At 72.5% G+C, this 21,938-nt stretch carries 21 protein-coding genes; 8 read left to right on the forward strand and 13 right to left on the reverse strand.

Annotation, left to right across the window (positions count from 1 at the left end):
• Window positions 1-31: 31 nt before the first annotated feature.
• The gene (locus tag RBH18_RS20680; protein ID WP_306210214.1) at window positions 32-1,171 is read left to right on the forward strand and encodes a PucR family transcriptional regulator; all 1,140 of its coding nucleotides are present in this window, start codon (window positions 32-34) and stop codon (window positions 1,169-1,171) included.
• Here the strand turns inward: RBH18_RS20680 and RBH18_RS20685 are convergent.
• Window positions 1,145-1,765 carry a hypothetical protein gene (locus RBH18_RS20685; protein WP_306210216.1) on the reverse strand — a complete coding sequence of 207 codons (621 nt, stop codon included), beginning with the start codon at window positions 1,763-1,765 and terminating at the stop codon, window positions 1,145-1,147. The genes RBH18_RS20680 and RBH18_RS20685 overlap by 27 nt on opposite strands.
• 4 nt (window positions 1,766-1,769) lie before the next feature.
• Window positions 1,770-2,123, reverse strand: coding sequence for an STAS domain-containing protein (locus RBH18_RS20690; protein WP_372338953.1), 354 nt, complete (start codon window positions 2,121-2,123; stop codon window positions 1,770-1,772).
• 98 nt (window positions 2,124-2,221) lie between these two features.
• Here RBH18_RS20690 and RBH18_RS20695 point away from each other — a divergent pair, with 98 nt between their 5' ends.
• Entirely contained in the window at window positions 2,222-2,761 is a 540-nt protein-coding gene (locus RBH18_RS20695; protein WP_306210218.1) for a hypothetical protein, read from the forward strand.
• On the opposite strand, the gene RBH18_RS20700 is transcribed toward RBH18_RS20695, so the two are convergent.
• Genes RBH18_RS20700 through RBH18_RS20735 form a run of 8 tightly spaced genes read right to left on the reverse strand, consistent with a single transcriptional unit; the run spans window position 2,732 to window position 10,581 of the window.
• On the reverse strand, window positions 2,732-4,072 hold the full coding sequence (locus RBH18_RS20700; protein ID WP_306210219.1) for a DUF4832 domain-containing protein: 1,341 nt from the start codon (window positions 4,070-4,072) through the stop codon (window positions 2,732-2,734). The genes RBH18_RS20695 and RBH18_RS20700 overlap by 30 nt on opposite strands.
• 52 nt (window positions 4,073-4,124) lie before the next feature.
• On the reverse strand, window positions 4,125-5,138 hold the full coding sequence (locus RBH18_RS20705; protein ID WP_306210221.1) for a 1-aminocyclopropane-1-carboxylate deaminase: 1,014 nt from the start codon (window positions 5,136-5,138) through the stop codon (window positions 4,125-4,127).
• A complete protein-coding gene (locus RBH18_RS20710; protein ID WP_306210223.1) occupies window positions 5,125-5,763 on the reverse strand; it encodes a GntR family transcriptional regulator in 639 nt (212 codons plus the stop codon). The genes RBH18_RS20705 and RBH18_RS20710 overlap by 14 nt, the downstream gene beginning before the upstream one ends.
• 34 nt (window positions 5,764-5,797) lie before the next feature.
• Window positions 5,798-6,484 (reverse strand): hypothetical protein, encoded by a 687-nt coding sequence (locus tag RBH18_RS20715; RefSeq protein ID WP_306210225.1) that lies wholly within the window; start codon window positions 6,482-6,484, stop codon window positions 5,798-5,800.
• A 6-nt stretch (window positions 6,485-6,490) separates the two neighbouring features.
• Window positions 6,491-7,321: a carbohydrate ABC transporter permease gene (locus RBH18_RS20720; RefSeq protein ID WP_306210226.1), complete on the reverse strand. Its 831-nt coding sequence runs from the start codon at window positions 7,319-7,321 to the stop codon at window positions 6,491-6,493.
• Complete coding sequence (locus tag RBH18_RS20725) at window positions 7,321-8,274, reverse strand: carbohydrate ABC transporter permease (protein ID WP_306210228.1); 954 nt, start codon at window positions 8,272-8,274, stop codon at window positions 7,321-7,323. Before RBH18_RS20725 ends, RBH18_RS20720 begins: the two co-directional genes overlap by 1 nt.
• 14 nt (window positions 8,275-8,288) lie before the next feature.
• Window positions 8,289-9,578: an ABC transporter substrate-binding protein gene (locus RBH18_RS20730; RefSeq protein ID WP_306210229.1), complete on the reverse strand. Its 1,290-nt coding sequence runs from the start codon at window positions 9,576-9,578 to the stop codon at window positions 8,289-8,291.
• A 13-nt stretch (window positions 9,579-9,591) separates the two neighbouring features.
• A complete protein-coding gene (locus RBH18_RS20735; protein WP_306210232.1) occupies window positions 9,592-10,581 on the reverse strand; it encodes a LacI family DNA-binding transcriptional regulator in 990 nt (329 codons plus the stop codon).
• A 266-nt stretch (window positions 10,582-10,847) separates the two neighbouring features.
• Here RBH18_RS20735 and RBH18_RS20740 point away from each other — a divergent pair, with 266 nt between their 5' ends.
• The 6 genes from RBH18_RS20740 to RBH18_RS20765 all read left to right on the forward strand — a co-directional run bounded on the left by RBH18_RS20740 (window position 10,848) and on the right by RBH18_RS20765 (window position 17,947).
• The gene (locus RBH18_RS20740; protein WP_306210234.1) at window positions 10,848-12,146 is read left to right on the forward strand and encodes a Gfo/Idh/MocA family protein; all 1,299 of its coding nucleotides are present in this window, start codon (window positions 10,848-10,850) and stop codon (window positions 12,144-12,146) included.
• 44 nt (window positions 12,147-12,190) lie between these two features.
• Window positions 12,191-13,651 carry a glucuronate isomerase gene (uxaC, locus tag RBH18_RS20745; protein WP_306210236.1) on the forward strand — a complete coding sequence of 487 codons (1,461 nt, stop codon included), beginning with the start codon at window positions 12,191-12,193 and terminating at the stop codon, window positions 13,649-13,651.
• A complete protein-coding gene (locus RBH18_RS20750) occupies window positions 13,648-13,875 on the forward strand; it encodes a hypothetical protein (RefSeq protein ID WP_306210238.1) in 228 nt (75 codons plus the stop codon). The genes uxaC and RBH18_RS20750 overlap by 4 nt, the downstream gene beginning before the upstream one ends.
• Window positions 13,872-15,158, forward strand: a complete 1,287-nt coding sequence (locus RBH18_RS20755) for an enolase C-terminal domain-like protein (protein ID WP_306210240.1) — start codon at window positions 13,872-13,874, stop codon at window positions 15,156-15,158. The genes RBH18_RS20750 and RBH18_RS20755 overlap by 4 nt, the downstream gene beginning before the upstream one ends.
• A complete protein-coding gene (locus RBH18_RS20760; protein WP_306210242.1) occupies window positions 15,155-16,612 on the forward strand; it encodes a mannitol dehydrogenase family protein in 1,458 nt (485 codons plus the stop codon). The genes RBH18_RS20755 and RBH18_RS20760 overlap by 4 nt, the downstream gene beginning before the upstream one ends.
• Before the next feature lie 231 nt (window positions 16,613-16,843).
• The gene (locus RBH18_RS20765; protein ID WP_306210244.1) at window positions 16,844-17,947 is read left to right on the forward strand and encodes a Gfo/Idh/MocA family protein; all 1,104 of its coding nucleotides are present in this window, start codon (window positions 16,844-16,846) and stop codon (window positions 17,945-17,947) included.
• A gap of 456 nt (window positions 17,948-18,403) precedes the next feature.
• On the opposite strand, the gene RBH18_RS20770 is transcribed toward RBH18_RS20765, so the two are convergent.
• The 3 genes from RBH18_RS20770 to RBH18_RS20780 are packed head-to-tail and all read right to left on the reverse strand — an operon-like array spanning window position 18,404 to window position 21,283.
• Window positions 18,404-19,294: a DUF6807 domain-containing protein gene (locus RBH18_RS20770; RefSeq protein WP_306210246.1), complete on the reverse strand. Its 891-nt coding sequence runs from the start codon at window positions 19,292-19,294 to the stop codon at window positions 18,404-18,406.
• Window positions 19,284-20,240 carry an arabinan endo-1,5-alpha-L-arabinosidase gene (locus RBH18_RS20775; RefSeq protein WP_306210249.1) on the reverse strand — a complete coding sequence of 319 codons (957 nt, stop codon included), beginning with the start codon at window positions 20,238-20,240 and terminating at the stop codon, window positions 19,284-19,286. Before RBH18_RS20775 ends, RBH18_RS20770 begins: the two co-directional genes overlap by 11 nt.
• A 53-nt stretch (window positions 20,241-20,293) precedes the next feature.
• Window positions 20,294-21,283 (reverse strand): pectate lyase family protein, encoded by a 990-nt coding sequence (locus tag RBH18_RS20780; protein ID WP_306210251.1) that lies wholly within the window; start codon window positions 21,281-21,283, stop codon window positions 20,294-20,296.
• Between the last annotated feature and the right edge of the window lie 655 nt (window positions 21,284-21,938).

Genomic DNA, 21,938 nt, shown 5'->3' on the forward strand with positions numbered 1-21,938 from the left:
TGCTTGAGTGACGTCGTTGTACATTTGGATGATGATTGAGGGCGACCCGGCGCAGCTGCAGGACCTGGTCGACACCGTCGCCGCCCGCACCGGGGCGCCGACCACGCTCGAGGACCGCGAGCTGCACCTGGTCGCCTCCTCCGGCCACGAGGAGGTGCTCGACGAGGTCCGTCGCCGCTCGATCCTGCGCCGCCGCTCCAGCCCCGACGTCCAGCGCCAGTTCGCGGCGTTCGGCATCGCGGCCGCCGAGGAGCCGCTGCGGATCCCCGCCGACGCCATCCCGGGCCTGTACGCCCGCTGGTGCATCCCGGTCCGCTGGCGCGGAGTGGCGTACGGCTATCTCTGGCTCCTCGACCCGGACGAGACCGTGCCGGTCGCCGCGGTGCGCGCGCTCGCCGGCATCGTCGACCAGCTCGCCGTCTCCATGGCCCGCCGCGCCCAGGCCAGCGACCGCACCTCCCTGGCCGTCGCCGACCTCCTCTCCCCCGACGCCGGCGCCCGCGCCCGAGCCGCCGAGGACCTGCGCCGCGACGGCCTGATCCCGGCCCGCGACGGCGTCGTCCTGGTCGCCCTGGCCCGCCGCGACGCCGGCCCGGTCGGCCCGGTCAACACCTGGCTGCTGCCCCGCGGCGTCCTGAGCACCCCCATCGGGCAGCGCAGCGCCCTCGTCCTCCCGGCCGGCACCCCCGATCCGGCGGCCATCGCCGAGCAGGCCGCCCGCTCCCTGCTCGCCGAGCACCACGGCGGCGTGGCGGCGGGCGTCTCCGGCACCGTCGACCCCACCGACGGCCACACCGCCTGGCGCCAGGCCGGCGCGGCGCTGCGCCTGGCCCTGCGGGCCGCCCCGGGCGGCGTCGGCGTCCGGTCCTGGCCGGAGCTGGGCGCCCTGCGCCTGCTGGCCCTGGCGGAGCCCGCCACCCTCGCCGCCACGCTCACCGACGACCGCGCCCGGCGGCTGCTCGACGGCGACCCGGAGCTGGTGCGCACCGCGCGTACCTATCTGGACCTGGCCGGCAACGCCCAGCGCACGGCCGCCGCCCTGGCGATCCACCGCCAGACCCTCTACCACCGCCTGCGCCGCGTCACGGCCCTGACCGGCTACGACCTGGAGGACGGCACCGACCGGCTGACGCTGCACCTGGTGCTACGCCTGGCCGAGCTCAACCCCTGACCCGGTCGCGCGGAACAACTCGTCGAACAGCAGCTCCGGGACGATCGGGAGCTGCCCCGCCCAGCGCCGGGCCGCACGCCCGGCCAGCGCCGCGGCGCCCGCTTCGGGGCAGGCCAGGGCCAGCGCGGCCGCGAGGAAGCCGAACAGCTCCGAGTCGTCGGCCCGCGCGGCGATGTCCGGCACGGCCGCGGCCACGGCGGCACGCGCTGCCCGCTCGTCCGCGTTCTCGGGACCGTCCGCCCGGCGCCGGCCGGCCGTCGCGACGGCGACGAGGTAGGCGACGGCCCAGGCGCGGTGGTAGTCGGTGAGCCGCTGGTCGACGGCGAGGGCGGCGAGCACCGGCACCCGCTCCGCCGTCCACGGCCGGCAGGTGTCCCCGGGCAACGCATCGTCGAAGAGCTCCGCCAGCACCCCGGCCACGTCGTCGTGCTGCCAGGCGCCGAGCTCCTCGTGCTGCTCGTAGCCGTCCCGCTCCCCCGGGCCCGCGCCGGGCTCGTCCACCGGATCCCCGGACAGCCGCGCGACGTGGTCCGCGATCGCGTCGAGTTCCGGCGCGCCCCACTCCTCGGCGGCGTACCGCAGAGCGGGTTGCACGCCCTCAGCTTACGGCGGGGTCGCCCAGCCACAGCGGCACGGGGGTCTCGTCCGCCGGGTCGCCCGCGACCCAGCTCAGGGCGGCGCCGGGAGTGGCGAAGGTCGGAAACGCCGCCTCCAGCCGCATGGTGTGCAGGACCGTGAGGACCAGCCGGGACGGGGCCGCCAGGCACAGGTGTCCGCCGCGCCGGCGCAGGTCCTGGCGGGCACGGACGAGCAGGGCGAGGCTGTCGTGGTCGAGGCCCGGCACGTCGGCGAGGTCGAGCACGACGTGCTGCCCGGCGGCGACGGCGGCGGTCAGGGCGGCACGGTCGCCCTGCCACGGGAGCACGGCCGGAGCGGAAGCCAGGATGGTCACCGGTCCAGAGTGCCCTGGCGGGCGCGGCGCCGCATCCTCCCGCCGTAGGCATCGCTGTACCGCGCCCGTGGTAGTCCCGCAGTCGGTAGCGTGGCGGCATGCGAGATCAGAGTCTGCGCGAACGGGTCGTCCGCTACCGGGCCGACCCGGCCCTGCCACGCGAGCAGGCCGCGGCGCGGATCTCGGCGTACGTCTACGGGAACATCATCGTCTTCGCCACCACCGTGCCGCTGCTGCCCGCGGACCTGCACCACGCCCACGCCGCCCTGCTGGTGCTCGGGGTGGCGGCGTCGACCTACCTGGCGCACGTGTTCGCCGACGTCGTCGGGCACAACGTCCGCTCCGAGCTGCCGCTGACCCGCGCGGACCTGTGGCACGAGCTGCGCGACTCCTGGCCCGTGCTCACCTCGGGGCTGGTGCCGGCGGCGCTGCTCGCGGCCGGGGCGTGGCACTGGGTGCCCGGGCAGGCGGCCCTGGTGACCTCGGAGGCGTACCTGCTGCTGCGCATGGCCCTGATCGGGTTGCTGATGGAGCGGCTCCGATCGGGGCGCCCGTCCGCGCGCACCCTGCTGGCGGGCGTGCTGCTGGCCGCCGCGGCCGCCGGCGTCTCACTGGTGAAGGTGGCCGTGGGTCACTGACACCGTCTGCTGCAGATCGTTGTAGCCGGTGGCCGCCTCCCACGTGCCCACATTGGCGAGCCGGATCGAGTACTCCGGACGGTCCCGCAGCGACGGACTCGCGTCGGGCAGGTTGAGCAGCAGCTGGTAGCGCCCCGACGGGATCCCGGCCAGCGACGCCGTGACCGTCACCCTGTCCTGCCAGCGCCGCAGGTCGGAGGGGATCGGGATCCGGTGCACCCGCGCGCCGTCGCGCAGCACGAGCTCGGCGCCACGGGCATTGATCGGCGCCGCCCAGCCGTCGTTGCGCAGCCCCAGCCGTACGGTCAGCGTGGCTCCGCGGACGGCGACGGTGCTGTCGGTGAGCGCGAGACGGTATCCCAGCGATCGGCGCACGGTGTCCCAGCAGCCGCCCGCCTCCCAGCCCCGCAGCACGTCCCGCTGATAGTCGGTGTTGAGGAAGGTCCAGTGGAAGCCGCTCAGCTCCGCCAGCGCCGTCGGGCAGTCGCTGCGCGGCGGGTTCGCGACGCAGGTCTCCCCGCCCATGGCGACATACGAGGTGTCCGCCCGCAGATACGGATACTCGACCGCCGGATCCACGTAGGTGCCGTAGTCGTCGTAGGGCGCGAGGAAGCAGTCGTTGTGGTGCCCGACGCGCGCCTGCGGCGTGTCCGTGTACGCCTGCCCGGGGCCGACCGGCTCCGTCCCGTACAGGGTGCGCTTGTAGTGGGGGGTGCGCAGTTGCACCTGACGCGACGCGGGCAGGGCCGCCAGCAGCCGGTCGACGACCCGGCGCCGGTTGGCCTGGTCGGCGGCCGAGACGACGCCCTCGTTGCCGAAGTGCCGGGTGTAGTACCACTCGCCCCACGCCCCGACGAAGCCCGCCTGCACGACGTGGATGACGTCGGCGTTCGCCCGCAGGTACGGCGTCAGCTGCCCGATGTGCCCCAGCACCCGCTCGACGGGGGCGTCGTCCCCGGCCGGATCGTCGGTGTACGCGAACCGGAGCACCATCTTGAGCCCGGCCGCCCGCACCGCGCCGGCCTGCTCCTCGAAGTGCGCCAGCGCCGCCGCACCGATCGGCGCGTCCTGGAATCCCCGCAGATAGAAAATGCACATCACCAGCGAGATGTGCTCCTCGGTCCGATAGGCGCGCAGCACGGCGGGGTCGAACGTCGTGGCGTCGCAGTCGCCGCTGTGGTGGTAGAGCCCGCGGTCCGGGTTGGCGATGTCGGCCGTGTCCGTCCGGTAGACGACGCGCTCGGCACCGTGGACCGGGACGGCACCGAGCGTCGTGGCGGCGAGCACGCCGGCGAGGAGGGCAGCGATCACCGCCTATTTCTATGGTCTCCGTGATAATTCCGTCAAGCCCCTCGCGCCGGGCTCAGGAGAAGAGCGCCGAGTAGCCGTTCAGGGCCGGCTGCCCGCCCAGGTGGGCGTACAGGACGGTGGACGAGGCCGGGATCTCGCGGCGCGACACGAGGTCGATGAGGGCGGCCAGGCTCTTGCCCTCGTAGACCGGATCCGTGACCATGCCCTCGGTGCGCGCGCCCAGCTTCATCGCGTCCAGAGTGGCCTCGTCCGGGATCCCGTACGTGCCGGCGTGGTACCTGTCGTCCAGGACGATCTCCTCCTCGGTCAGCTCCCGCTCCACCCCGATCAGCGCCGCCGTGGCGCGGGCGATCCGGGCGACCTGGTCGCGGGTCTCGGCGGGCTTGGCGGAGCCGTCGATGCCCAGGACGCGGCGGGGCCGGTCGTCGCCGAGGGCCGCGAAGCCCGCGATCATGCCGGCCTGGGTGCTGCCGGTGACCGAGCAGACGACGATCGTGTCGAAGAAGACGCCCAGCTCGGCCTCCTGCCGCGCGACCTCGGCCGCCCAGCCCGCGAAGCCCAGGCCGCCCAGGCGATGGTCGGAGGCGCCGGCCGGGATGGCGTAGGGCTTGCCGCCCGCCGCCTCGACCTCGGCGAGCGCGAGGTCCCAGCTCTCCTTGAAGCCGATGCCGAAGCCGGCCTTGACCAGCCGCACGTCCGCCCCGGCGAGCCGGCTGATGAGGATGTTGCCGACCTTGTCGTAGACGCTGTCCGGCCAGTCGACCCAGCTCTCCTGCACGAGCACGCACTTCAGCCCGGCGTACGCCGCGACGGCCGCGACCTGCCGCGTGTGGTTGGACTGCACGCCGCCGATGGACACCAGCGTGTCGCAGCCCTGCGCCAGCGCGTCGGCCACGAGGTACTCGAGCTTGCGGGTCTTGTTGCCGCCGAAGGCGATGCCGGAGTTGACGTCCTCGCGCTTGGCCCACAGCTCGGCGCCGGCCAGGTGCCGGGTCAGCCTCTCCAGCTTGTGTACGGGCGACGGCCCGAGCAGCAGCGGATAACGCTCGAAGTCAGTCAGTGCCATGGTGGTCCCCCTGGTGGATGCGGCCCCAGATCACGCGGTTGACGGCGACGGCCCGGGTCACGTCGCCGGCGGTGAGCGCCTCGATGAGCTCGTCGTGCTGCCGCACCGAGCGCTCGCCGTGCGGCGATGCCCACAGCAACCGTTCGGCACGGCGGATCAGCGGGGTGAAACGTTCGATGGTGAGCGCGGCGGCCGCGTTGCCGCACGCGAGGACGGGCACGGCATGCAGCTCGTCGTCGGCGTCGAGCGCCGCGTCGAGGTCGCCGGAGCGCACCGCGGCGGCGAAGCGCTCCCCCGCCGTACGCATGCGGCCGAGCTGCCCCGCGGTGAGCGCGACCGATCGCAGCGCCAGGTCGTGCATCGCCCCGACGACCGTGGCCGCGTCGGCGACATCCTTCTCGACCAGCGGCGTGACCCGCGTGTAGCTCTGCGGCTTGCTCTCGACGAGCCCCTCCGCGGTGAGCCGGCTGATGGCGTCGCGCACCGGCGCCTTGGACAGCCCGAGGCGGTCCGCGAGATCGTCGGGCCGCAGCGCGGCACCGGGCGCGAGGCTGCCGTCCACGATCGCGGCACGCAGCCGCTGATACGCCGCATCCCGCAACAAGCTCCGCCCGACCCGCTCCACAACTGAAATGTTAGATGACAACAGCTAAGAGCGTCTACCCCGCCACAACTCCGCGACGGGTGCGGCGCGCGAAGGCTCCCGGGCGCCCGGCGAGGGTCCGCGGGCCCACGGCCTCGACGGTCGGATGCGGCGAAACGGCCGGCTGGCGCGAGGGCGCGGGCCGGGGTTCGGGGGCGGGCTCGCGGGAGGATGCGCGCCGGGCGACGACGTGGAGGGCGAAGAGGGCGTAGCCGGCCAGCACGGGGACCAGGGCCGGGTGGACCAGCACGGCGAGCACGCCCGCCAGCCCCACCACGCCGGCGGACGCGAGGAGGGTGCCCGGGCGGGCGAGGCGCCGGGCCGCTCGCGGGGAGGCGGTCACCGCGAGCAGCCCCGCGAGGCCGGTCACGCCGAGGGCGGTCACGAGCAGCGCGGCGAGGGCCACGGGACCGCCGGGCGCTGCTCCCGAGCGTACGGCCAGGAAGTCGATCGTGATCAGCGCGAGCGCCGCGACCAGCGCGAGCGACCAGCCCAGGCCGGGCAGCAGGGAGCGCGCGAAGGTCGCCCCCAGCGACCGCGGCGAGGGCCACGTGTCGTGGTCGAGGTGGTGGCGGATCGCCGCGCTGCCGGTGGCGACGGCCGCGCCCGCCGTGACCACCGGCAGCGCCGCCCCCGTGACCAGAAAGCCCAGGACCGCGAGATCGGCCGCCGTACGGGCGGAATCACGCCAATCACGACGCATGGCACTTCACCCCTTGAGGCCGCTGGTGTTGATGCCCTCCACGAGCAGCCGCTGGAAGGCGACGAAGAACAGGAACACGGGGACGAGCGACAACAACGACATGGCGAACATGGGCCCCACCGCCGACTCGCTCGTGGAGTCGATGAACAGCGTCAGCGCCACCGGGGCGGTGTAGTCGTTCAGCTCGGACAGGTAGACCAGCTGGCGGAAGAAGTCGTTCCAGGTCCAGATGAACGAGAAGATCGCCGTGGTCACCAGCGCCGGGCGGCTGAGCGGCAGGATGACGTGCTGGAAGATCCGGTACGGGCTGGCGCCGTCGATCGTCGCCGCCTCGTCCAGCTCCCGCGGGATCCCCCGCATGAACTGCACCATGAGGAAGACGAAGAACGCCTCGGTCGCCAGGAACTGCGGCACCAGCAGCGGCAGGTACGGGAAGTCGCCGCCCACCCAGCCGAGCGTCCGGAAGAGGATGTACTGCGGGATGATCAGCACGTGCCCGGGCAGCAGCAGCGTCCCGATCATGACCGCGAACCACAGGCCGCGCAGGCGGAACCGGAGCCGCCCGAGGGCGTACGCGGCGAGCAGGCAGCTGATCACGTTGCCCACCACCGTCAGGATCGACACCAGGGCGCTGTTGAGGAAGAAGCGCCCGAAGCTGACGTCGAAGTTGTTCCAGCCGTTGGTGAAGTTCGACGGCGTGAACGTCTCGGGCACCAGCCCGATGTTGCTGGCGATCTCCTGCGGTGACTTGACGGACGTGCCGACCATCCAGATCAGCGGATAGAGCACCACGACGACGATGAGCAGGAGCACGAGCACGCGGAGATAGCGGCGCATCAGCGGCCCTCGCTGTCGGAGTAGTGGACCCAGAACCGGCCGGTGCGGAACAGCACGACCGTGATCAGGCCGATCGCGAGCAGGAACACCCACGCCATCGCGGACGCGTAACCCATGTCGAGGCGGACGAATCCGTTGATGTAAAGGTTCAGCGTGTACATCAGCGTGGAGTCGACCGGGCCGCCCTCGCCGTTGCTGATGACGAAGGCGGAGGTGAATCCCTGGAAGCCGTTGATCGTCTCCAGCACCAGGTTGAAGAAGATCACCGGGGACAGCATCGGCAGCGTGATGTGCACGAATTGCCGCCAGGCGCCGGCGCCGTCGACCGACGCGGCCTCGTACAGTTCCGCGGGGACCTGTTTCAGGCCGGCCAGGAAAATGATCATCGGCGCGCCGAACTGCCAGATCGCCAGCAGCATGAGCGTTTCCAGCGCCCATTTCGGATCATTGACCCAGGGCGCGCCCTCGATGCCGAAGACGCCGAGCAGCGAGTTGAAGGCGCCGTCCCGGTTGAACATGCTCACCCAGACGATGGCGAGCGCGACGCTGCCGCCGAGCAGCGACGGCAGATAGAACAGCCCGCGGAACAACCCGACCCCGCGGAAGACCCGGTTGAGCAGCAGCGCCACCCCGAGGGCCGCGGCCAGCTTCAACGGCACGGCCACCAGCGCGAACGTCACGGTGACGCGCACCGAGTGCCAGTACGACGGGTCGTCGGTGAACATCCGCCGGTAGTTGTCCCAGCCCACCCACTCGGCCTCGGTCAGCGGGGTGAGCACGTCGTAGTTGGTGAAGCTGAGGTAGAGCGACAGCAGCATCGGGATCGCCGTGATCACCGCGAGGCCGAGCAGCCACGGGCTGAGGAACAGGTAGCCGGGCAGATTCTCCCGGCGGCGGGCCACGCCCGGGGCCTGCCGGTGGGTGGCAGGCTCCCGGGGTGGTGCCGGACTCATGACAGCCACGTAGGTCAGCCCTGTCCGATCGCGGCCTTGGCGGCGGCGACGTAGGCGGCCGCGGCCTGGGCGGGCGCCTGGCGCCCGTACTGGACCTCCTCGGCGGCCTTGACCAGCTCGGTCTTGACCTTGCTGTGGCCGGGCAGCGGAACCGCCGGCGCCGGGCCGAACTTCGGCACGAGCTGGTCCTCCACCGCGATCGACGCCTTCATGGCCGGGTCGGTCGTGGTCGCGGCGACCTCCTTGCGGATGTCGAGGTTGGACGGCAGGCCGCGGTCGGTGCCCAGGATCTTGCCGGCCTCCGGGTCGTTGGCCAGGAAGTTCAGCACGTCCACGGCGGCGTCCTTGTGCTTGCTGCCGCGGAAGACCGAGAAGTACATGGACGCCCGGGCCCACTGCGCGCTCGGGTCGCCCGGGTAGGACACCACGCCCAGCTCGTCGGCGGTGTTCTTCTTCAGCTCCGGCATCTGGTTGGCCCACACCCAGCTGGTCGCCGCCTTGCCGGTGACCACGAGCTGCTTGCTGATGTCGGTGACGTTGCCCTCGTGGATCACGTCGGGGGTGGGCGTGGCGCCCTGCTCGCGGGCCTTCTTCCACAGGTCGAACCAGGCGGTCACGTCCTGCTCGGTGAAGCCCAGCTCCTTGCCGTTGTAGAGGTCCTTGCCCTGCTGCCGGATCCACACCCAGAACGCCTGGTACGTGGCGGACGGGTCCTGCGTGCCCGGAACCTTGGTGACCTTGCTGACGTTGGCCGCCCAGCTGATCAGGTCGTCCCAGCTCATCCCGATCGTGGGCTCGGGCAGCTTGTGCTTGGCCAGCAGCGTCTTGTTGTAGACCAGCCCCTGGGTGTTCTCCCCGAACGACAGGCCGGCGAGCTTGCCGTCGACCACGCCGTACTTCCACAGGCCCTCGGGGAACTTCGACGTGTCCACCTTGCCGCTCTGCTGGTAGGGCGTCAGGTCCAGGGTCACGTTGCGGGTGGCGTACTCGGCGATGTAGTTGTCGTCGATCTGGAAGATGTCCGGGGCGTTGCCCCCGGCGGTCAGCGTGGCCAGCTTGTCGAAGTAGCCCTGGTTGGCCTGCCAGGTCTTCTTGAACGTCACGTCCGGGTGCTTCGACGTGTAGAGGTCGAGCGCCTTCTCGGTGAGCTGGGCGCGGTTCTCGGCGCCCCACCAGAAGATCGACAGCTCGACCTTGCCGTCGCCGGCGTCGTCGTCGCCACCGCACGCGGCGGCTCCCAGCAGCAGAGGTACGGTCAGCGCGGCGGCGAGCAGGCGGCGCCGCCGGAGTTGTGTGCGCAGCATGGCACTCCAGTCGTCACAAGACTTTTTCGGGAACCGGGCTCGTGGAGTCGCGCACCACCAGCTCGGTCTGCAGATTGATCAGTGCGGTGGTGCGACGGTCGTCGCCGTACGCGAGGAGCATGTCGACGGCCGCCCTGCCGGCGGCGGCGGTGGGCGTCGCCACCGTGGTCAGCTTGGGGCGGGTGAGGCGGCTCAGCGCGATGTCGTCGATGCCGACCACGCTGACGTCGCGGGGCACCCGCAGGCCCCGGCCGTGCAGGCCCTCGATCAGCCCCAGGGCCATGAGGTCGTTGTAGGCGAGCACCGCGGTGACACCGGCCCTGGCGACCGTGTCGGCGGCGGCCAGCCCCCCGTCCTCGGTGGGCGCGTTGGGGCCGGTGACGAGCAGATCGGCCCCCGCCGCACGGGCGGCAGCCGCGGCCGAGCGGCGGATCTCCTTGCTCGTCCACGACCCCCGCGGTCCCGCCGCGAGCGCGATCGACCGGTGCCCCAGCCCGGTCAGGTGCTCGATCGCCAGGCGCGCGCCCTGGGCCACGTCCATGACCACGGCGGGCAGCCCGGTGATCTGCCGGTTGACCACGACCAGCGGCACCTCGCGGCTGAGCTGCTCGATCAGGCTGTTGCTCATCCGGGGGCTGCACAGCAGCACGCCGTCGACCTGTTTCGCCAGGGCCCGGACGAGCTCCTCCTCGGCGATCGCGTCCTCGTTGGTGTCGGCCACGAAGATGTGGTGGTCGTGCTTGCGCGCCTGGCTCTCCGCCGCCTTGATCAGCGGCGGGAAGAACGGGTTCGCGATGTCCGCGACGATCAGCCCGATGTTGCAGGTGCGGCCGGTGATGAGCGCGCGGGCGGCCCGGTTCGGGCGGTAGCCGAGCTGCTCGGCGCAGGCCAGCACCCGGGTGCGGGTCTCGACGTTGACCAGGTGCGGGGCGGAGAACGTGCGGGAGACCGTGGAGATGTGCACGCCGGAGGCCCGGGCGACGTCGCGAATCGTGGCCGGCATGCTCGCGCCCCCTTCGCTTTTATGATCCATTTCCGCTCGCCGTGGGAGCGGTTCCAGACAGTGGCGTGCGTCACTGCGTTGGCCCATTAATGCAAGCGGTTGCAGCGGTGTCAATGGTTGTTTGTTGCGAATGGGTGACCGGCTCCGCACCGAAACGGCTACGCAGCCGGTCAGAAGTGGACAATCCGGCGCCGCCCGTTGACGCACAGACATTGACGTGCCTAGTTTCCTTGCAAACGTTTGTCGCTTCTTCTCGGAGGTCCGGCATGACCCGACGCTTCGCTCTGGTGGGCACCGGGGCCCGCGCCGAGATGTTCGTCCGGGCGATCACGGCCGACCACGCCGCGACGGCCCGGCTCGTCGCCTTCTGCGACACCAACCAGCACCGGATGGCGGTCCACAACGGGTGGCTCCCGGCGCCCGTCCCGGCCTACCCGGCGGGCGAGCTGGCCACGATGCTCGCCCGCGAGCGCGTCGACGTCCTGATCGTCACCAGCGTCGACGCCACCCACGCCGGGCACATCGTCACCGCGCTCGAGGCGGGCTGCGACGTCATCACCGAGAAGCCGATGACCACCGACATCACGGGCTGCCGCGCCGTCCTCGACGCCATCGCGCGGACCGGGCGGCAGGTGTCGGTCGCGTTCAACTACCGCTTCAACCCGGTGCACGAACGCGTCCGGATGCTGCTCGCCGAGGGTGCGGTGGGCGAGATCGGCTCGGTGCACTTCGAGTGGCTGCTCGACGTCCGGCACGGCGCCGACTACTTCCGCCGCTGGCACCGCGACAAGGCCAACTCCGGCGGCCTGCTCGTGCACAAGGCCGGCCACCACTTCGACCTGGTCAACTGGTGGCTGGGCACGGCGCCTGCGGAGGTCTACGCCTCCGGCAGGCTCTTCTTCTACGGCGAGAACGGCAAGCGCCACGGGTACGCGCGGGAGTACGACCGTGTCCACGGCAGCCCGGCTGCCTCCGACGACCCGTTCGCGCTGCACCTCGCGGACAATCCCCGGCTCCGGGCCCTCTACCTCGACGCCGAGCATCTCGACGGCTACCACCGCGACCAGAATGTCTTCGCGCCGGGAGTGACCATCGAGGACGACATGGCGGTGCTCGTGCGCTACGACACCGGGGCGACGATGACCTACCACCTGACCGCGTACGCGCCGTGGGAGGGCTATCGGCTCATGGTCAACGGGAGCCGGGGGCGCCTGGAGCTCGAGGTCGTCGAGAACGACCACGTCAGCCTCGCCGCCGCCGGGTCCCTGAAGGGCGCCGCCGTGCACGGCATGACCGAGAACCCGGAGCAGGGGCACCGGCGGCTGACCCTGCACCCCTTCTGGGAGCCCGCCCGCGAGATCGAGCTTCCGCCGTCACCGCGTGGCGGGCACGGGGGCGCCGACGAACGCATGACCGCCGTCCTGCTCGGCGCCGCCACCGACCCCCTCGCCCGCTCCGCCACCGCCCGCGACGGCGCCCTGGCCCTGGCCACCGGGCTGGCCGCCAACCAGTCCCTGCGCACCGGGGCGCCCGTACTCGTCAAAGACCTCGACCTGCTTCCCTGACCCCCTCCCCGCCGCTGTTCGGACCGACTGCTTCCGAGGTGACCGTGCCCGATCCTGTCTTCGCCACCGATGCCCGGCAGCGGGACATCGCCGTCGAGCTGCACGCGCTCGTCCGCGACCTGCCGCTGATCTGCCCGCACGGGCACGTCGACCCCGGCCTGCTCGCCGGGGACGAGCCGTTCCCCGACCCCGCGCACCTGCTGGTCGTGCCCGACCACTACGTCACCCGGATGCTGTTCAGCCAGGGCATCCCGCCGGCGCGGCTCGGCGTGCCCACGCGCGACGGCAGCCCGGTCGAGACGGACGGCCGCGCGATCTGGCGCCTGCTCGCCTCGAACTGGCACCTCTTCCGCGGCACGCCGTCGCGGCTGTGGCTGGAGCAGACGTTCACGCGCGTGTTCGGCATCGGCACGCCCCTGAGCGCCGCGACGGCCGATCGCCTGTACGACGAGATCAGCGAGCGGCTGGCCGAGCCGGCGTTCCGCCCCCGGGCGCTGTTCGAGCGCTTCGGCATCGAGGTACTGGCCACCACCGAGTCGCCGTTGGACGACCTGTCCCGGCACGCCAAACTGGCCGCCGACGGGTGGGGCGGGCCGGGCGGCCGGGTCATCACCACGTTCCGGCCGGACGAGGTGGTGGACATCGAGTTCGACGGCTGGGCCGCGAAGGTCGCCCGGCTCGGCGAGCTGACCGGCTCGGACACGACGACGTTCAGCGGCTATCTCGACGCGCTGCGGGCGCGGCGGGCGGCGTTCATCGAGGCCGGGGCGACGTCGTCGGACCACGGGCACCTCACCGCCCGTACTGAGCGACTGAGCGACACGGACGTGCGCGCCTTGTTCGAACGCGCACTCCGCGGCACGGCGACGGCGGCGGACGCGGAACTGTTCCGGGCGCACATGCTCGTGGAGTTCGCGCGCATGTCCCTCGACGACGGCCTGGTACTCCAGCTGCACCCCGGCGCGGTGCGTAACCACAACGGCCCGCTGCACGAGAGGCACGGGCGGGACGTGGGCGGCGACATCCCGCAGGCCACCGACTACGTGCACGCCCTGCGGCCGCTGCTGGAGGAGTACGGCAACGACCCGCGGCTGCGGCTCGTCGTGTACACGCTCGACGAGCACACGTACAGCAGGGAGCTGGCCCCGCTGGCCGGCGGCTACGCGGCCGTGTACCTGGGTGCGCCGTGGTGGTTCCTCGACACGCCGGACGGGCTGCGCCGCTTCCGCGAGGCGGTGACCGACAGCGCCGGCTTCTACAACACGGCCGGCTTCGTCGACGACACCCGCGCCTTCTGCTCGATCCCGGTCCGCCACGACGTGGCCCGCCGCGCCGACGCCGCCTACCTGGCGTCACTGGTGGTGCAGGACCGGCTGCCCTTCGACGAGGCGGCGGAGACGATCGCGGACCTCGCCTACCACCTGCCCAGGAAGATCTTCCGCCTCGACTCCCCGCCGGGGCCTTCTTCTGCCTCCGCCGCTGCGGCCCGGGAGGCAGCGCAATGAGCCGCCACCGCAGCGCCCCGCGCACCTTCGCGGGCACGCCCTTCTCCGCCGCGCACACCTTGGCGGCCTCGTTCTTTCCCGCCGCGCACACCTTCGCGGGCACTCCGTTCTTCGCCACGGAGCGCGTGGCCCGCGAACGTGACGCGGGTGCGCACCTTTCCGCCGCCGCACAATGCGGAGCGGGCGTGGTCTCGCTCGCCGCAGGACAGGAGGTCGCGCGATGACGCGGATCGTCGGCGTGGACGTGCATGATGTGCGGTTCCCGACCGCGGCGCAGGGGGATGGCTCGGATGCGATCAACCGGGGCGACTACTCGGCGACCTACGTGGAGCTGCGGACCGACACGTCGCTCACCGGGGCGGGCTTCACCTTCACCAACGGGCGGGGCAACGAGCTGACCTGCGCGGCCGTACGGGCGCTGGCGCACCACGTGGAGGGGCGCACGCTCGAGGAGCTGTGGGCCGACCCGGCCGGGTTTGCGCGTTCGCTCAGTCAGGATGTCCAGTTGCGGTGGCTGGGGCCGGAGAAGGGCGTCATCCACATGGCGACGGGCGCCCTGGTCAACGCCGTCTGGGACCTGCACGCGAAGGCGGCGGACAAGCCGATGTGGCGGTTCCTGAGCGAACTGCCCACGGAAAAGCTCGTGGCGAGCATCGACTTCCATCATCTCAGCGACGCGCTGACCCCGGCGGACGCGGCGGCCATCCTGGACAAGGGGCTGGTCGGGCAGGACGATCGGCGCGCCCAGCTCGCCCGCGAGGGGCTGCCGTCGTACACGACGAGTGTGGGGTGGCTGGGTTATCCCGACGAGAAGGTGCGTGACCTCGCCCGGGCGGCCGCGGCCGAGGGCTGGCGCGCGGTGAAGATGAAGGTCGGCGGGGAGCCGGCCGCCGACGTGCGCCGGGCGCGGATCATCCGGGCCGAGATCGGGCCGGACGCGCTGCTCATGATGGACGCCAACCAGGTCTGGGACGTCGGCGAGGCGATCGATCGGATGGCGGAGCTCGCGGTCGCGGACCCGTACTGGATCGAGGAGCCCACCCACCCGGACGACGTCCTCGGGCACGCCCGGGTGCAGCGGGCGGTCGCGCCGATCCGGGTGGCGACGGGCGAGGTGGCCGCGAACCGCGTCATCTTCAAGCAACTGCTGCAGGCCGAGGCCGTACGCGTGGTGCAGATCGACGCGTGCCGCGTGGGCGGCGTGCCGGAGGTGCTGGCCGAGCTGCTGCTGGCGGCCAAGTACGGCGTCTCGGTGTGCCCGCACGCCGGCGGTGTCGGTTTGTGTGAACTCGTGCAACATCTGTTCGCCTTCGACTACCTGCGCGTGGGCACGAGCCTCGACGGGCGCATGGTCGAGTACGTGGACCATCTGCACGAGCACTTCACCGACCCCGTCCGTACGCGGAACGGCCGCTACGTCCTGCCCGAACAGCCCGGCTACAGCGCCACGATCAAACCGTCGTCGCTGGCGGAGTTCCGCTTCCCGGACGGGCCGGTGTGGCGATGAGCACGGACAAGTGGGGCCGCCTCGACGGCAACGCCCGCCGCGCCGGCAACCTCGGCCCGCGCCGCCTCGGTCACGGCACCCTGGCCTCGCTGCCCGCGGAGACCCGGCCGCTCGTCGACTCCCGGTCGTTGCGGACCGGGATCGTGCACCTCGGGCCGGGCGCGTTCTTCCGGGCGCACCAGGCCGTCTACACCGAGGAGGCGATCGCGGCGGGCGGCGGCGACTGGGGCATCACCGCGGTCGCGCCGCACTCGACCGGCGTGGCCGACGCGCTGCGCGCGCAGGACGGCTTGTTCAGCGTGACGACCCTGTCCGACGCCGGCGGCGGGACGCGGGTTGTCGGTTCGCTCACCGGCGTTCTGCACGCTCCGTCGGCGGGCGACGAGGTGGTCGCGCTGCTGGCCGACCCCGGCGTGCGGGTGGTCACGCTCACGATCACCGAGAAGGGGTACGCCCCCACGGCGGCGATGCCCGCGCTGCTGGTCCGGGCCCTGGACGCGCGGCGCCGGGCGGACGCGGGACCGATCGCGTTGCTCAGCTGCGACAACCTGCCCTCGAACGGCCGCTGGCTGCGCGGGGTGATCGAAACGCTCACCGAGCGGGTGCCCGGGCTGCGCGACTGGGTGGCCGCCTCGGTCGGCTTCCCGGGCTCGATGGTCGACCGCATCGTGCCCGCCACGACGCCGGACACGCTGGCCACGGCGGCCGCGGCGCTCGGGGTGGACGACCTGGCCGCGGTGGCCGGGGAGCCGTACCGGCAGTGGGTCGTGGAGGACGACTTCCCCGGCGGGCGCCCGGCCTGGGAGCGGGCGGGCGTGGTGCTGACCGGCGATGCCCGGCCCTGGGAACGGCTCAAGCTGCGCACGCTCAACGGCGTGCACTCCACGCTGGCGTACCTGGGGGCGCTGGCCGGATGCGAGACCATCGCCGGGGCGCTGGACCTGCCCGGCATGCGCGACCTGCTGCACCGCCTGATCGCCGAGGACATCGCGCCGACCCTGGTCCCGCCGGACGGGGTGACGGTCCTGGACTACGGCGACTCGGTCCTCGCACGCTTCGCGGACACCGCGATCGCCTACCGGACCGTACAGGTCGCCATGGACGGATCCCAGAAGCTGCCGCAGCGGATCCTGCACACGGTCGCCGACCGCCGCGCCGCCGGCGCCGATCCGCACTGGGCGCTGCTGGCCGTCGCCGCCTGGATGCGCTTTGTCCAGGGACGCACCGACGACGGCCGCGACCTCCCGCTGAACGATCCCCTGGCCGACCGGATCCGCACCGAGCTCGCCGGCGCCGCGCCGGGCCCGGACGGGATCGTGCAGGCGCTGCTCGGGATCCCCGAGATCTTCCCGCCGTCGCTGGCCGGGGACGCCACGGTCCGCGCCGGGATCACGACCTGGCTGACCGCCCTCGACAAGCACGGCGCCGCCGCCACCGTGACCGGTGCGGCATGACGTGCGTGGCCGGGCCGGCGCACCAGGCGAGCCCCGTCCGGCATGATCCGCTCGGCCGGGGCGCCAGGGCAGTGGGAGCCGGTGCGGCGCTGTGCGCGGGCCATGACCTGCTCGTGCGGCGCGGCCCGACAGCCCGGGATGGGGCGGCACCGCGCGCGAGGCATGACTTGGTCGGCCGGGGGCGCACGACTCGCATGGCAGGTGCGGCATGACGCGCGGGGCTGGTGGGGCATGACGCGCGTGGGGCTCGTCGGGGCGAACGGGCACGGGCAGCACCATCGGCGGATCATTGCGGGGCTGGGCGGCGTACCTCTGGTGGGGTTGGCGGATCCGCAGCCGGTGCAGGGGGATCCGCAGGGCGCCCGGGTGTTTCGCGATCACCGGGAGATGCTCGCGGAGACCCGGCCGGACGTGGTCGTGATCTGCACGCCGCCGCACACACACCTGGCGATCGCGGAGGACGTGCTGCGGGCCGGGGCCGATGTGCTGCTGGAGAAGCCGCCGGTGCGCACGCTCGACGAGCATCACCGCCTGGCCGCCGTGGTCGCGGAGACCGGGGGCGCGTGCCAGGTCGGCTTCCAGGCCCTCGGATCGCACGCGGCGGCCCGGTTGTGGGACTTCGTCGCGAACGAGAAGGTGACAAGCATCGCGGCGGTGGCGTCCTGGCAGCGGGACGACGCCTACTACGCCCGGGCGCCATGGGCCGGGCGGCGGCAGATCGACGGCCGGCCGGTGATCGACGGGGTGCTGGTCAACCCGCTCGCCCACGCGCTCATGCAGGCGCTGGAGACGGCACGCGCGGCCGGGGCGGGTGAGTGGGCGACGCTGGAGATCGAGCGCTACCGCACCAGGCCGATCGAGGCGGACGACACGGCCTTTGCACGTTTGACCTTCCCGAACAATGCACGTTTGCTCGCGGCGGTCACCCTCGCGGGCGAGGACTTCATCGCCGGCGACATCGTGGCCGACGGCTCCGCGGGCCGGGCGGTGCTGGAATATCCAACCGACCGCCTCGCGCTGCCCGGCTCCCCCACCGAGCAGTCGCAGCGCACCGGCCTGCTGGAGAACCTGATCGCGCACCGCGAGACGGGCGTGCCGCTCATCGCGCCACTGGAACGCACCAGGATCTTCACCAGCGTGCTGCAGACGATCACCGCCCCGGACCTGCCGGAGCCCACCCTCCTCGAACCGCCCCACGTCCAGAACCGAGCCGGCGTCCGGGTCGTCACCGGCATCAACGAGGTGCTCCGGCAGGTGGCGGAGACCGGCTCGCTGCCGTCCGAGCTGGGCGTGCCGTGGGCGGTGCGCCCGGCCACCCGAACGCCTCCGCGCTGAGACGCCCGCCGCGAACCGCACGCTCCGTGCCGCCGCACGCTGCCCAACGAAGCGCGCCACAATCGGCGCAGCGCAGCGCGGTCGGAGCGGCCGGCGCGGCGCAACCTGGTCGGCGCAACGCAACGCGGTCGGCGCGGCGTGGTCAGCGCGGCGCGTCGGCGCGGCGTGGTCGGCGCGGCGTGGTCGGCGCGGCGCGGTCGGCGCGGTCGGCGCGGCGCGGTCGGCGCGGCGCGGCGGCGCGGCGCGGTCGGCGCAACCTGGTCGGCGCGGCGCAATGTGGTCGGCGTGGCGCGGCGCGGTCGGTCCTGCGTCGCTCGGCGCGGCGACACCCAACGTGGCGACGCCCAGAGCGGCGACGCTCGACCGGGCGACGGTGAGCCGGGCGATGTCGTCGGGTTACACCGGAAGCTGAGCCATGTCGTCGGGCTATGCGAGGAATCTGGCGATGTCGTCGGGCTATGCGAGGAGCTTGGCGATGTCGTCGGGCTCGAGGGTGGCGTCGTCGCTGATCAGGACCTTGATCTCGCGGTCGAGGGTGGCGCCGGCGGGGAGGGTCAGGGGGCGGTCGAAGGCTAGTGCCGCGCAGACGCCCGGATAGTCGGCCGTGCGGACGAACCAGCGGTCGTTGTTGCGCAGGCCTTGGAACACCAGCGTGTACGCCTCACCGGCGCGCAGGGCCAGCCACGGCTCCGCGCTGCCGTTGACTGCGTGTTCGCCCATGCGGGACTGCGTGAATGTGAGCGTTTCGCCGGGTGCGGGCGCGGCACGCCAGAAGAAGCCGCCGTAGCCTGCGCCGCCCGGGCGGCCGTTGGTGGCGGGGCTGCCCAGGGTCACCGGGTGCTCGGCGGGGGCGCTCAGGGCGTACCGGAAAGTGAGCTGCCATCCGCCGGGCGCGAGGCCCGCGGTGAGCTCGCGGCGCTCGGTGAGCAGGGTGGTGCCGTGCTGGTCCTGCCACGAGAACAGCTGCCGCCCGGCCCCGGCGGAGGGGACTGACAGCTGCTGCCCGGTCGCGAGGGAGGGGACTGACAGCTGCCGCCCGGCCCCGAGGGAGGGGTCCGCCCGGGCGTCGGACGGCACGATGCGGCCGTGGTCGTCGAGCCAGGTGTAGCCCTGGTCGCGGACGTAGGTGCGGCCGCCCCAGAAGTTCACGCCGTTGACGTCCTGCAGGGCGAGCGACGCGCCCAGGTGCCAGGGGTGGTCCTGGCACAGGGCGTCGGTCACGGTGGTGCCGCTCAGGGTCCGGACCGGATGGAGGTACGGGCGGGGACCGAGCCGGATGTCCAGCTGCGGCTCGATGACGTACGTCGCCAGCGGGGCACCATCGAGGTCGAACAGCTCAGTAGACAAAGGGCCATCCCGCCGAGTCGTAGCCGATGAGGTTGATGCCGAGGTAGGACGCGCCGCTGTCGGCGTAGTAGTGGTAGACGAGCACATCGGCGTCGGTGTCGGTGAAGACAGCCTGGTGGCCGGGGCCGTGGATCGAGCCGTGCCCGGCGAGCATCTCGGTGCCACCTCCGGCGGTGAGGGCCACGCCGTTGCGGTCGGTGAAGGGTCCGGTGGGGCTGGTGGACCTGCCGACCATGATCCGGTACGTGCTCGAGGCGCCCCGGCAGCAGTAGTCGAACGAGACCCACAGGTAGTAGTAGGAGCCGTGCTGGAACAGGAACGGCGCTTCGATCGGGCCGCCGTTGCGGCCGGCGACTGCTCTGACCGTACTGTCGGAGCGTTTGCCGGTCGAGGGGTTGAGCGCCACCGTCTTGAGGCCCGACCAGAAGGAGCCGAAGGTCAGCCACCAGCGGCCCTGCGCGTCGACGAAGAGGTTGGGGTCGATGGCGTTGTAGTCGACCGCGGTCGAGGACTCGATGACCAGGCCCTGGTTGGTCCAGGAGCCGGCCGCGCCCGTGGTGCTCGTGGCCAGGAAGATCGCCGAGCGCTGCGAGCCGAAGGTGGACGCCGAGTAGTACAGCCAGTAGCGGCCGTTGTGGTACGAGAGGTCGGGCGCCCAGAGGCTGGTGCTGCCGCCGGTGTAGGACGTCGTCCACGACGCGCCGTTCGGGAAGACCACGCCGGCGTTGCGGAAGGTCGTCCGGTCGGTGGAGGTCTTGAGCGGGATGTTCGCGCCGGTCGTGGCCACCAGGTAGCTGCCGGACGGCGTCTTGATCATCGTGGGGTCGTGGGCGCCGGTGTCGCCGGTGACGTAGCCGGGGTTCGGATAGGCGGCCAGGGCCGGCGTGCCCGGGACCACGATCAGCAGGGCGGCGGCGAGGGCCGCCAGGATGCGGGCTTTGCGCACTGGTCCTCCTCGGAGAGAGGGGCCCGGCATCCGCGACGCCGGGCCCGCGACGGTCACAGGGAGATGCGGCCGGCGCCCGCGTTCGCGGTCACGATGGACTTGACGTTGCTCGCGGCGTCGGGCGTGTAGGCGTACGGGATGCCGGCGACACTGCCCCCGGTCTGGCCGGAACCGGATCCCACGAGCAGGTTGCCGCGCGCGACCAGGGTGCCCGGGCCGGAGTCGCCCTCGCCCAGGTGGTAGGGGTCGGCGACGTTCTCGAAGGAGTTGTTCTCCACGAGCACGCCGGCGCCCTCGGTCGAGGCGACGCCGTAGCCGCTGTTGCTGTAGTAGTAGTTGTTGTAGACGTGCACCGGGTTCCCGAAGCGCACGCGCGGGTGCCGCTGGGTGGACGCGTCGAACCAGTTGTGGTGATAGGTCACGCGCAGGTGGCCCGTGTCCTGGCTCGCGTTGTCGTCGCTGTGCCCGAGCAGCATGGACTTGTCGTGGTCGAAGACGCGGTTCCAGCTGACGGTCACGAAGTCGGAGCCGCGCTTGATGTCGACGGCACCGTCGTACCCGTCGCTGAACGTGTTGTGGTCCACCCAGATGTTGGTGGCCGATTCCTGCACGTTGATCGCATCGTCGTTCCAGCCGCGGAAGCTGAGGTTGCGGATGATGACGTTGCGATCGCCGTTGATGTTGAGCCCGCAGCCGACGATCGCGGCGCCCGAGTTGCCGATGATCGTCTTGTTCGACCGGACCCGCAGCATGCCCGAGCAGCTGATCGTGCCGGACACCCGGATGACGGCGGCGGACGTGGATCCGACCGCGGTGGTCAGCGCGGACGCACTGGTGACGGTCGTGGCTGCCGCGCTGCCGCCGCCCGTGGTGCCGCCGTTCTGGGTGGCCCACCCGACCAGGTCGGTCACGGCCGCGAGAAGCGCGACCGCCGGGGCGGACCGGTCGACGGCGGCGAGGGCGGAGGGGGCGGCCGCCAGCAGGGCGAACGAGGTCGCGCTGGCCGACGTGGCCAGTGCGACGTGGCGCAGGGACTTACGCATGGATCTACTCCTAGCGGTGGACGGATGCGCCGCGCGGTGACACGCGGCGTTCCCGGCGCGGGGGCCGGCACGGCAGCAGGGGGCCGCAGCCGTGCGGCGTGGCGGCGCCGGATTGTGGAGTTCGGTGTTGCGCAGCATCGGCACGCGGCGCCGGAATGCGCGAACGTGCAAACGTGCATGTGCACATCGACCGGGAGCTTCGGCGGGAAGGCGCCCGCTTTGCCCTGAGCAAGCGCTTTCCTCAGCCCTCAGGACAACACAGACGGGTGTCGATGTGAAGACATAACCGCTTGCAGGTTGTTTGCAGTGGCATCGGGCGCTTTGGGCACCTGGGCCCGGCGCTGCGGCAAGCACGGACGGCGAGCATCGAGGCCCGGGCAGACGGCGGGCGCGGGCGGGCGCGGGCGGCGAGCGCGGACGGCGGGCGCAGGCGCGAGCGGAGGAGCGCGGACGGCGGGCGGCGAGCGTGGGCTGGCGCAGGCGGCCGGTCGGGCGGTCGGGCGGTCGGGCAGCGGGCGCGAGCGGAGGAGCGCGGACGGCGGGCGGCGAGCGTGGGCTGGCGCAGGCGGCCGGTCGGGCGGTCGGGCGGTCGGGCAGCGGGCGCGGCCGGTCGGGCAGCGGGCGCAGGCGGGTGAGCGGGTCGCGGCGGGCGGGC

The organism is Actinoplanes oryzae (assembly GCF_030757795.1).
GTDB lineage: Bacteria > Actinomycetota > Actinomycetes > Mycobacteriales > Micromonosporaceae > Actinoplanes.